9 protein-coding genes and 1 pseudogene are annotated in these 10,317 nt (G+C 72.0%); 6 read left to right on the forward strand and 4 right to left on the reverse strand.

Translation table 11 applies throughout. The features are described from left to right. Positions 1 to 5 precede the first annotated feature (5 nt). The 3 genes from zwf to pgl are packed head-to-tail and all read left to right on the forward strand — an operon-like array spanning position 6 to position 3,378. A complete protein-coding gene (gene zwf / locus ACFVGS_RS22620; RefSeq protein WP_384421911.1) occupies positions 6 to 1,538 on the forward strand; it encodes a glucose-6-phosphate dehydrogenase in 1,533 nt (510 codons plus the stop codon). Further along, positions 1,535 to 2,599 (forward strand): glucose-6-phosphate dehydrogenase assembly protein OpcA, encoded by a 1,065-nt coding sequence (gene opcA, locus ACFVGS_RS22625; protein WP_385693454.1) that lies wholly within the window; start codon positions 1,535 to 1,537, stop codon positions 2,597 to 2,599. Before zwf ends, opcA begins: the two co-directional genes overlap by 4 nt. Next, the gene (gene pgl / locus ACFVGS_RS22630) at positions 2,596 to 3,378 is read left to right on the forward strand and encodes a 6-phosphogluconolactonase (RefSeq protein ID WP_384421906.1); all 783 of its coding nucleotides are present in this window, start codon (positions 2,596 to 2,598) and stop codon (positions 3,376 to 3,378) included. Before opcA ends, pgl begins: the two co-directional genes overlap by 4 nt. A gap of 200 nt (positions 3,379 to 3,578) precedes the next feature. On the opposite strand, the gene ACFVGS_RS22635 is transcribed toward pgl, so the two are convergent. The 4 genes from ACFVGS_RS22635 to ACFVGS_RS22650 all read right to left on the reverse strand — a co-directional run bounded on the left by ACFVGS_RS22635 (position 3,579) and on the right by ACFVGS_RS22650 (position 8,136). Then, positions 3,579 to 5,111 carry a PH domain-containing protein gene (locus tag ACFVGS_RS22635; RefSeq protein ID WP_384421904.1) on the reverse strand — a complete coding sequence of 511 codons (1,533 nt, stop codon included), beginning with the start codon at positions 5,109 to 5,111 and terminating at the stop codon, positions 3,579 to 3,581. Beyond that, positions 5,108 to 5,533, reverse strand: coding sequence for a PH domain-containing protein (locus ACFVGS_RS22640; protein ID WP_385693460.1), 426 nt, complete (start codon positions 5,531 to 5,533; stop codon positions 5,108 to 5,110). Before ACFVGS_RS22640 ends, ACFVGS_RS22635 begins: the two co-directional genes overlap by 4 nt. 100 nt (positions 5,534 to 5,633) lie before the next feature. Then, complete coding sequence (gene pgi / locus ACFVGS_RS22645) at positions 5,634 to 7,289, reverse strand: glucose-6-phosphate isomerase (RefSeq protein WP_385693461.1); 1,656 nt, start codon at positions 7,287 to 7,289, stop codon at positions 5,634 to 5,636. A gap of 82 nt (positions 7,290 to 7,371) precedes the next feature. Further along, positions 7,372 to 8,136 (reverse strand): sugar isomerase domain-containing protein, encoded by a 765-nt coding sequence (locus tag ACFVGS_RS22650; RefSeq protein ID WP_385693455.1) that lies wholly within the window; start codon positions 8,134 to 8,136, stop codon positions 7,372 to 7,374. Positions 8,137 to 8,361: 225 nt separating this feature from the next. Here ACFVGS_RS22650 and ACFVGS_RS22655 point away from each other — a divergent pair, with 225 nt between their 5' ends. The 3 genes and pseudogenes from ACFVGS_RS22655 to ACFVGS_RS22665 all read left to right on the forward strand — a co-directional run. Next, positions 8,362 to 9,309: an ABC transporter substrate-binding protein gene (locus ACFVGS_RS22655; protein WP_384421901.1), complete on the forward strand. Its 948-nt coding sequence runs from the start codon at positions 8,362 to 8,364 to the stop codon at positions 9,307 to 9,309. Beyond that, positions 9,309 to 10,211 carry an amino acid ABC transporter permease gene (locus ACFVGS_RS22660; protein ID WP_384421899.1) on the forward strand — a complete coding sequence of 301 codons (903 nt, stop codon included), beginning with the start codon at positions 9,309 to 9,311 and terminating at the stop codon, positions 10,209 to 10,211. Before ACFVGS_RS22655 ends, ACFVGS_RS22660 begins: the two co-directional genes overlap by 1 nt. After that, positions 10,208 to 10,317 (forward strand): annotated as a pseudogene (locus ACFVGS_RS22665) (ectoine/hydroxyectoine ABC transporter ATP-binding protein EhuA); the annotation flags it as partial. The gene ACFVGS_RS22660 and the pseudogene ACFVGS_RS22665, both read left to right, overlap by 4 nt.

Below are 10,317 nucleotides of genomic sequence, written 5' to 3' on the forward strand. Positions count from 1 at the left end.
CCACTTTGAGCGCAGTCACCGGAGCCAACCCGCTCCGTGACGCCGCAGACCGACGGCTCCCGCGCATCGCGGGGCCGTCGGGTCTGGTGATCTTCGGTGTCACGGGCGATCTGTCCCGTAAGAAGCTGATGCCCGCCGTGTACGACCTCGCGAACCGTGGTCTGCTGCCGCCGGGCTTCTCCCTCATCGGGTTCGCCCGCCGTGAGTGGCAGGACGAGGACTTCGCCCAGGAGGTCCACGACGCGGTCAAGCAGCACGCCCGCACCCCGTTCCGCGAGGAGGTGTGGCAGCAGCTGATCCAGGGGATGCGCTTCGTCCAGGGCGACTTCGACAGCGACGACGCGTTCGAGCAGCTGAAGGCCACCATCGAGGAGCTGGACAAGGCGCAGGGCACGGGCGGCAACTTCGCCTTCTACCTCTCCGTGCCGCCGAAGTTCTTCCCCCTGGTCGTCCAGCAGCTCAAGAAGCACGGCCTGGCCGACCAGAAGAACGGCTCGTGGCGCCGTGCGGTCATCGAGAAGCCCTTCGGGCACGACCTGGCCTCCGCCAAGGAGCTCAACGAGGTCGTCCACGAGGTCTTCCCGCCCGAGGCGGTCTTCCGCATCGACCACTACCTCGGCAAGGAGACCGTCCAGAACATCCTGGCGCTCCGCTTCGCCAACACGCTCTTCGAGCCGATCTGGAACCGGTCGTACGTCGACCACGTGCAGATCACCATGGCCGAGGACATCGGCATCGGTGGCCGCGCCGGCTACTACGACGGCATCGGCGCCGCCCGTGACGTCATCCAGAACCACCTGCTCCAGCTGCTCGCGCTGACCGCGATGGAGGAGCCCGCCTCCTTCGACGCCGACGCGCTGGCCGCCGAGAAGACCAAGGTGCTCGGCGCCGTGAAGCTGCCGAAGGACCTGGGCAAGTCCACCGTTCGCGGCCAGTACGCGGCCGGGTGGCAGGGCGGCGAGAAGGCCGTCGGCTACCTGGAGGAGGACGGGATCGACCCGCAGTCGAAGACCGACACCTACGCGGCGATCAAGCTGGAGATCGACAACCGCCGCTGGGCGGGCGTCCCCTTCTACCTGCGCACCGGCAAGCGGCTGGGCCGCCGGGTCACCGAGATCGCGGTGGTCTTCCAGCGCGCCCCGCACTCCCCCTTCGACCAGACGGCCACGGAGGAGCTCGGCCAGAACGCGCTCGTCATCCGGGTCCAGCCGGACGAGGGCGTCACCGTGCGCTTCGGCTCCAAGGTGCCGGGCACGCAGATGGAGGTCCGGGACGTGTCGATGGACTTCGCCTACGGCGAGTCCTTCACCGAGTCCAGCCCCGAGGCCTACGAGCGGCTCATCCTCGACGTCCTGCTCGGCGATTCCAACCTCTTCCCCCGGGTCGAGGAGGTCGAGCTGTCCTGGAAGATCCTCGACCCGATCGAGCAGTTCTGGGACGGGCACGGCAAGCCCGCGCAGTACCAGTCCGGGACCTGGGGTCCGGTCGAGGCGGACGAGATGCTCGCACGAGACGGCAGGAGCTGGCGCCGGCCATGAAGACCGACCTGACGGACACCACGTCCTCCAAGATCAACAAGGCGCTGGTGCTCGGGCGGCGGGCCATCGGCACCCCGGCCGTCGGCATGGTGCTCACCCTCGTCATCGTCACCGACGAGGAGAACGCCTACGACGCGCTGAAGGCGGCCAACGAGGCGTCCCGCGAGCACCCCTCGCGGACCCTCGTCGTCATCAAGCGGGTCTCGCGCTCCCCGCGGGACCGCGCCAAGGCGCGGCTCGACGCCGAGGTCCGCCTCGGCGCCGACGCCAGCACCGGCGAGACGGTGGTGCTCCGGCTGTACGGCGAGGTCGTCGACCACGCCCAGTCGGTGGTGCTGCCGCTGCTGCTGCCGGACGCGCCCGTCGTCGTCTGGTGGCCGGTCAACGCGCCGACCGACCCGGCGAACGACCCGCTGGGCGCGCTCGCCCAGCGCCGGGTCACCGACACGTACGCCGCCGAGCAGCCCATCCAGGAGCTGACCGAGCACGCGGACGCGTACACCCCGGGCGACACCGACCTGTCCTGGACCCGCATCACGCCGTGGCGTTCGATGCTGGCGGCCGCGCTCGACCAGGTGGCCTGCAAGGTCACCTCGGCCGTGGTGGAGGGCGAGGAGTTCAACCCGAGCGTCGAGCTGCTCGCCATGTGGCTGGCGGACCGGCTGGGGGTGCCGGTGCGGCGCTCCAAGTCGGCGGGTCCCGGCCTCACGTCCGTACGGATGGAGACCGACGCGGGTCCGATCGTGCTCGACCGGCCCGACGGCTCGCTCGCCACGCTCTCCATCCAGGGCCAGCCCGACCGTGCCGTGGCGCTCAAGCGCCGGGAGACCGCCGAGCTGATCGCGGAGGAGCTGCGCCGCCTCGACCCGGACGACACCTACGCCTCGGCGCTGCGGTTCGGCCTGGAGCGGCTCGACGAGGAGGCGGCGACGACCGCGCCCGAGCCGGAGGCCGCGGAGGCGGAGGCGGTCGTGGTCGAGGTCGAGGAGGTCACCGAGACCGAGGGGACCTCCAAGCGGGCCGCGAAGAAGGCTCCGGCCAGGAAGGCGGCGGCCAGGTGAGCACGCCTCAGCTGGTCGTCCACCGCGACAAGGAGCTGATGGCCGAGGCCGCCGCGGCCCGGCTGATCACGAAGATCGTGGACGCGCAGGCCGCCCGCGGCTCCGCCTCGGTGGTCCTCACCGGCGGCCGCAACGGCAACGGGCTGCTCGCGGCGCTGCGTTCGGCGCCCGCCCGGGACGCGATCGACTGGTCGCGGCTCGACCTGTGGTGGGGCGACGAGCGCTATCTGCCCGAGGGCGATCCGGAGCGCAACGTCACCCAGGCCCGCGAGGCGCTGCTCGACAGCGTTCCCGTGGACCCGGCGCGGGTGCACGCGATGCCGGCCTCGGACGGCCCGTACGGCTCGGACGTGGAGGCCGCGGCCGCGGCCTACGCGGCCGAACTCGCGGCGGCGGCCGGCCCCGGCGACCACGGCGGGGTGCCGACCTTCGACGTGCTGATGCTGGGCGTCGGCCCGGACACGCACGTGGCCTCGCTGTTCCCGGAGCTGCCGGCGGTCCGCGAGACCGAGCGGACCGTGGTGGGCGTGCACGGCGCGCCGAAGCCGCCGCCGACCCGGGTCTCGCTGACGCTGCCGGCGATCCGGGCGGCGAAGGAGGTCTGGCTGCTCGCGGCCGGCGCGGACAAGGCGAAGGCCGCGGCCATCGCGCTGTCCGGCGCGGGCGAGGTGCAGGCCCCGGCGGCGGGCGCCTACGGGCGTTCGCGGACGCTGTGGCTGCTGGACGCGGCGGCCGCGTCCGAGCTGCCGCGCGACCTGTATCCGCCGTCCTCGGCCTGAGCCCGACGACGCGTCACCGGGGCCCCGCTCACCGTTCGGGCCTGTCCGGTGGATCAGGGTCGGACAGGCCGCGGCGTCTGGTGCGGTAGATCGCAAGGCGCCGGAGCGCCTCGATAGCGGAGCTATCGGGGCGTTTCGGCAACGCGGCGAGGTGCCGTGCCAGACGCCGCGGACCCGGCCATGATCCACCGGACAGGCCCCTAGGTGGGCGGGGTCCCGGCCGTTTCCAGGAAGGGCGCGAGCAGGCCGGGCACGGCCTCGGCGGCGAAGGCCAGGCCCTGGCTCTCGCCGGCGTCACGGATGTCGTACGCGCCCTCGCCGGCGGCGGTCGTGGCGCTGAGCGTGAGGACGCCGGCCCGGCGCTGGAACCAGGACTGCCGGACGGTCCACCCGATGATTCCGGTGCGCCGGAGGGCGACCGTGGACCGGCGGACGCTGCCCGAACGGGTGAGCAGATAGGGGCCGCTGACGCCGTGTCCGAGGCTGCGGTACGCGTCGAGGGCGAGGAGCAGCGCGAGCGGCGTGACGACGACGGCAACGCCGGCCGCGAGGTACAGCAGGACGGGCGTGAGCCAGGCGCCCAGGGCGGCGAGGACGGCCGCCGGGCCGAGCGAAGCCCCCAGGGCCCGGCGCAGCCGCCGGGTGCGGGCGGCGCGGGGATGGGCCTCCAGTGCTGCCCCGGTGGGCGGTTCGGTCTCGCGCAGCACCTGGGCGGCGACCCGGTCGGCCACGGCCCTGGGCGCGGGCGGCAGCAGGTTCTTGAGGTCGGCGTGCTTGTCGTCGTCGTCCTGGGCGAGCCCGGTGGCCACGGCGTCGACGCGGGCGGCGCGGAACATCCGTACGCCGAGGGGCTCGACGAGTTCGACGCCGCGCAGCCGCCGCTCCTCCAGGGAGACCGAGCGTGCGGTGAGCAGGCCGCGGCGGACCCGCAGGGTGCCGCCGGGCTCGCGCTCCAGTCGGTAGTGGGACCACATCTCGACCCACAGGCCGAGTGCGCCGATCATGCCGGCGGCGGTGGCGAGGAGCACCAGGTCGGTGATCATCCAGGGCAGCGAGACGTCCTCGAAGCGGTCCCCTATCCAGTGGATGACCTCGTCCTGGGCGCCGAACCAGTCGCTGACCTGCATGACGGCGCCGGCCGCCGCGCCGCCCAGCAGCGGGGCGACGAAGGAGACGGGGGCGTAGCGGATCCAGCGCGGGTCGAGGGCGGCGAGGACGCCGTCGTGGGCGGTGTCCTCGGGTGTACCGGCCGGGCGGGCGAGCAGGGCGCGGCGGAGGTGTTCGCCCACGGCCGCGGTGACCAGGTCGAGTTCGAGGGTGGACTCGCCGTCGGTGTGCTCGCCGGTGCCGATCCTGACCTTGACCAGGCCGAGGAGGCGTTCGAGCGGGTTGGCGGTGAGGTCGACGCTGCGGATGCGTTCGCGGGCGAGCGAACGGCGTCTGACGACGAGCAGCCCGGTGTGGAGGTCGATCCGGTCGGTGCCGACGCGGTAGCGGGTGCGGCGCAGCCGGATCCAGTCGGCGGCGGTGCCGCCGCCGATGAGCAGGGCGGCCCCGGCGAGCACCCAGGCGGCGGCCTGCCACGGCGGCCGTGAGCCGGAGGTCAGGCTGAGGAAGGCGGGGAGTGCGGCGCCGCCGGCGACGCCGCACAGCACGGCGGCGCCGGCGAGGACCGTACGGGGCGCGAGCCGCCGCCAGTCCTCCGGCGGGCCGATGTCCTCGGGGGCGGTCATGTGGCGTCCCCGGGAGTGGCCCGGGTGATCGCGGTGAGGCGTTCGGCGAGTGCGGCGGCGAGCTCGTGGTCGAGGCCCTCGACGCGGATCGCGCCTTTCGAGGAGGCGGTGGTGACGGTCACGGTGGCGAGCCGGAAGGCCTGCTCCAGCGGGCCGCGCACGGTGTCGACGGTCTGGATCCGTGACATGGGGGCGATCCGCCACTCCTGCCACAGGGCGCCGGTACGGACGTACACGGCCTCCTCGGTGACCTCCCAGCGGTGCACCCGGAACCACCAGGCGGGGAGGAACGCGGTGCAGCCGAGCCCGAGGGCGGCGAGCCCTCCGGCCGCCGCGAGGAGCCAGGTCCTGGCCGGCCCGACGAGGGCGCCGAGCACGGCCAGGACGGCCACCGGGACGGCGGTGGCGATCAGGAGCCGCATCCGCCACCAGCCGACCGCGCGCCGGTCGACGGCGTTCCTCGGCGGGCGCAGCCTCACCTCGTGCGGCTCGGTCACCGCGTCCTCCCCCCGTGTCACCGGGTCAGTTCCGGCCGCGCAGCGAGCGGTAGGCGGCGACGAGTCCCGCGGTGGAGCTGTCGAGCCGGTCGGCGCCCTCGCCGCCGGTGAGGACCGGCTCGATCTCCTTGGCGAGGACCTTGCCGAGCTCGACGCCCCACTGGTCGAAGGAGTCGATGTTCCAGACGGCGCCCTGGACGAAGACCTTGTGCTCGTAGAGGGCGACGAGCTGGCCGAGCACGGACGGGGTGAGGCCGTCGGCGAGGATCGTCGTGGTGGGGTGGTTGCCCCGGAAGGTCTTGTGCGGGACGAGCTCCTCGGGCACGCCCTCGGCCCGTACCTCCTCGGGCGTCTTGCCGAAGGCAAGGGCCTGGGTCTGGGCGAGGAAGTTGGCCATGAGCAGGTCGTGCTGGGCGACCAGGCCGGGCAGCAGGTCGTCGACGGGCTTCGCGAAGCCGATGAAGTCGGCCGGGATGACCTTGGTGCCCTGGTGGATCAGCTGGTAGTAGGCGTGCTGCCCGTTGGTGCCGGGGGTGCCCCAGACGACCGGTCCGGTCTGCCAGTCGACGGGCTGCCCGTCGCGGGTGACGGACTTGCCGTTGGACTCCATGTCGAGCTGCTGGAGGTAGGCGGTGAACTTCGACAGGTAGTGGGAGTACGGCAGGACGGCGTGCGCCTGGGCGTCGAAGAAGGCGCCGTACCAGATGCCGAGGAGGCCGAGCAGCAGCGGCGCGTTCTCCTCGGGCGGCGCGGTGCGGAAGTGCTCGTCGACGAGGTGGAAGCCGTCGAGCATCTCGCGGAAGCGGTCCGGACCGATGGCGATCATCAGGGAGAGGCCGATGGCGGAGTCGTACGAGTAGCGGCCGCCGACCCAGTCCCAGAACTCGAACATGTTCGTGGTGTCGATGCCGAAGTCCTCGACCTTCTCGGCGTTGGTCGACAGGGCCACGAAGTGCTTGGCGACGGCCTCCTGACCGGCACGCAGCTCGGTGAGGAGCCAGTTGCGGGCGGAGGTGGCGTTGGTGATCGTCTCGATCGTGGTGAAGGTCTTCGAGGCGACGATGAAGAGGGTCTCCTCCGCGTCGAGGTCGCGGACGGCCTCGTGGAGGTCGGCGCCGTCGACGTTGGAGACGAAACGGACCGTCAGATCGCGCCGGGTGTAGGAGCGCAGCACCTCGTAGGCCATGGCGGGCCCGAGGTCCGAGCCGCCGATGCCGATGTTGACGATGTTCTTGATCGGCTTGCCGGTGTGGCCGGTCCACTCGCCCGCGCGGACCTTGTCGGCGAAGGCGGCCATCTTGTCGAGGACGGCGTGGACCTCGGGGACGACGTTCACGCCGTCGACCTCGACGACCGCGTCGCGCGGGGCGCGCAGCGCGGTGTGCAGGACGGCGCGGTGCTCGGTGTTGTTGATCTTCTCGCCGCGGAACATGGCGTCGCGCAGCTCGGCGACGCCGGTGGCGGCGGCGAGGTCGCGCAGCAGCGCCAGCGTCTCGTCGGTCACCAGCTGCTTGGAGTAGTCCAGATACAGGTCGCCGACCCGCAGCGTGTACGCGCTGCCGCGCTGGGGGTCGGCGGCGAACAGCTCGCGCAGGTGGGTGTCGCCCAGCTGCTCGCGGTGCTTGCCGAGGGCCGTCCACTCGGGCAGCTGGTTCAGCCTCGTACGGCCTGCGTCATTCATCTCGGACATCGCCCATTCCTCGTCTTGCTGCGTGTGTGCCCCGCTGCCCTCCAACCTAATTGATCCGGTGTGCGAAACGCGTTCAGTGGCCGCCGCGGTGCAGTCGTCCCTCGTAGCGGGCTTCGAGGAGCGCGTTGCGCTCGTGGCCTCCGGGGAGGTTGGCGGAGACGTAGACGGGCGGCTCGTGGCCCTCGGCGAGGAGCAGGGAGACGGCTTCGGCGACGGTCATCTGGATGAGCAGGCACGAGGTGAGGGTGGAGACCCCGCACAGCGCGCCGCCGTCGGGCAGCGGCAGCACGGCGTCACCCGCGGGCGCGCCGTTGTCGAGGACGACGTCGGCGAGGTCGGCGAGCCGCCTGCCGCTCGCGTGCAGGGCGGGCACGGCGTGGGTGTGCTCCAGGGAGGTCAGGGCGACGAGCCGGTGGCCGGCGCCGGTGGCCTTGAGGGCCATGTCGACGACGGTGTTGTTGACGCCGGAGTTGGAGACGATGACGAACAGGTCCTGGGGGCGGGGCGCGGCGAGCTCGTAGAGCCGGTCGGCGAGGCCCGGGGAGCGTTCGAGCAGCGGGTTACGGAGGACGGCCGGGTCCTCGCCGCCGCGCAGTACGAGGTCGACGAGCGCGATCCGGTTGGTCGGCACGAGCCCGCCGGCCCGTCCGGCCAGTTCGAAGGCGACGGCCTGCGAGTGTCCGGTCCCGAAGGCGTGGATCACCCCGCCGGCGGCCACGCAGTCCGCGATCAGTCGCGCGGCGGCGACGACGGCGTCCTTGTTGGCGCCGACGACCCGGTCGGCGGCGGTACGCGCCGCGTCGGCGAACTGGGCTGCACCGGGTGCGACTTGGGCCATGGCGGGATCTCCTCTGCTCGGGCTTCCGGGCGAGCCGGCCCAGCTCCGGTTGAGCGAACCGAAAAGTCTCTCCCTGATCGGTTCAATGAACCAGCAGCAGTGAGGGCCCGTCAAGAGACCCTGGTTGACCGTCAGCGGCGTGGACTAGGTTGCTCGGCGTCCCACCCGCAACACCCGCACCTTTCCTGTTCTTTACTCCCTGCTCACAGCTCTGGAGCTATCGACATGACCGTGCGCACCTCCGTTCTTCGCCGTACCACGGCCCTCTTACTCACCTGTGCCGCCCTCACCGCCACGAGCGCGTGCGGCGACCAGCGGGACGACACCGCGGCGGGCGGCACACCGGGGAAGCCCGCCGCCGCCCCGCTGAACGACCGCCTCCCGGCGGACATCCGCGCCGCCGGCTTCGTCCGGGTCGGCTCCGACATCGCCTACCCGCCGGTCGAGTTCAAGGACGGCTCGGGCGCGACCGTGGGCCTCGACCCGGACATCGCCAAGGCCCTGGGCGAGCAGCTCGGCGTGGAGTTCCGCTTCGAGAACGGCACCTTCGACACCCTCGTCAGCGGGCTGCGCGCCGACCGCTACGACATCATCATGTCGGCGATGAACGACACCAAGGCCCGTCAGGACGGTGTCGACGCCGTCACCGGCAAGAAGGTCGGCGAGGGCCTGGACTTCGTCGACTACTTCTCCGCCGGGGTCTCCCTCTACGCCCGCAAGGCGCACTCCGGATCCGTCAAGGGCTGGGCGGACCTGTGCGGGAAGACCGTCGCCGTCCAGCGCGGGAGCGTCGCCCACGACCTGCTCAAGTCCGAGAACGGCAAGTGCGCCGGGAGGGGCGGGCCGGCGATCGCCATCGAGGCCTACGACACCGACGCGCAGGCCCAGACCCGGGTCCGCAGCAAGGGCGTGGACGTCGGCTGCTCCGACTTCCCGGCCGCCGCCTACGCCGTGAAGACCTCGGGCGGGGGCGAGGACTTCGTCCTGGTCGGCGAGCAGACGGACGCCGCACCGTACGGCATCGCCGTCGCGAAGAAGGACACGGCGCTGCGGGACGCCATCGCCGCGGCCCTCGACGCGATCATCGCCAACGGGCAGTACGCCAGGATCGTGGACAAGTGGGGCGGCCGGGACGGCGCCGTCACCAAGGCCGTCGTCAACGGCGGCGTCTGATGAAGGACGCCGGCACACCCCGCACCGAGGTGCGGGCCGTCCCGGTCCGCCACTACGGCCGGTACGCCGCCGCCGTCGTGGTCCTCGCCCTGTTCGGGGCGATCGTCTACGCCTTCGCGCGCGGCGAGATCAACTGGGGAGCGATACCGGACTACCTCTTCGACGACCGCATCCTGGAGGGCGTGCGGGAGACGCTCGTGCTGACCGTGCTCTCCATGCTCGTCGGCGTGACCGGCGGCACCCTCCTCGCCGTGATGCGCCTGTCGAAGAACCCGGTGACCTCGTCGGTCGCGTGGTTCTACATCTGGTTCTTCCGCGGCACCCCGGTCTACGTCCAGCTGCTCGTCTGGTTCAACCTCGGACTCGTCTTCGACTACATCAACCTCCCTCCGGTCTACCAGGACGAGTGGTCGGACTTCATGACGCCGTTCCTCACGGCGCTGCTCGGCCTCGGCCTCAACGAGGCCGCCTACATGGCGGAGATCTGCCGGGCCGGCCTGCTGGCGGTCGACGAGGGCCAGACCGAGGCCGCCCACGCGCTCGGAATGCGGCACGGCGCGACGCTGCGCCGGATCGTGATCCCGCAGGCCATGCGGGTCATCGTGCCGCCGACCGGCAACGAGGTCATCAACATGCTGAAGACCACCTCGCTGGTGGCGGCCGTGCAGTACTACGAACTGCTGCGGTACGCGCAGGACATCGGCCAGACCTCGGGCTCCCCCGTGGAGATGCTGTTCCTCGCGGCCGTCTGGTACCTCGTCCTGACCTCGCTCCTCAGCGTCGGCCAGTTCTATCTGGAGCGGTACTACGCCCGCGGGGCGACCAGGAACCTGCCGCCCACGCCCTGGCAGAAGGTCAGGGCCACCCTGTCGACGCTCCGCCGCCCGGAGGTGCCCAGGTGACCGCCATGGTGAAGGCCGAAGGCGTCCACAAGTCCTACGGCGCAGCGCACATCCTCCGAGGCATCGACCTGGAGGTGCAGAACGGCGAGGTGTTCTGCCTCGTCGG

The organism is Streptomyces sp. NPDC127114 (assembly GCF_042677525.1).
Lineage (GTDB): Bacteria > Actinomycetota > Actinomycetes > Streptomycetales > Streptomycetaceae > Streptomyces.

Coding starts and splice junctions, on each gene's coding strand:
- opcA (WP_385693454.1), top strand. CDS start 1,535: ATGAAGACCGACCTGACGGACACCACGTCCTCCAAGATCAACAAGGCG.
- ACFVGS_RS22635 (WP_384421904.1), bottom strand. CDS start 5,111: ATGACCGCCCCCGAGGACATCGGCCCGCCGGAGGACTGGCGGCGGCTC.
- ACFVGS_RS22640 (WP_385693460.1), bottom strand. CDS start 5,533: ATGCGGCTCCTGATCGCCACCGCCGTCCCGGTGGCCGTCCTGGCCGTG.
- pgi (WP_385693461.1), bottom strand. CDS start 7,289: ATGAATGACGCAGGCCGTACGAGGCTGAACCAGCTGCCCGAGTGGACG.
- ACFVGS_RS22650 (WP_385693455.1), bottom strand. CDS start 8,136: ATGGCCCAAGTCGCACCCGGTGCAGCCCAGTTCGCCGACGCGGCGCGT.
- ACFVGS_RS22655 (WP_384421901.1), top strand. CDS start 8,362: ATGACCGTGCGCACCTCCGTTCTTCGCCGTACCACGGCCCTCTTACTC.
- ACFVGS_RS22660 (WP_384421899.1), top strand. CDS start 9,309: ATGAAGGACGCCGGCACACCCCGCACCGAGGTGCGGGCCGTCCCGGTC.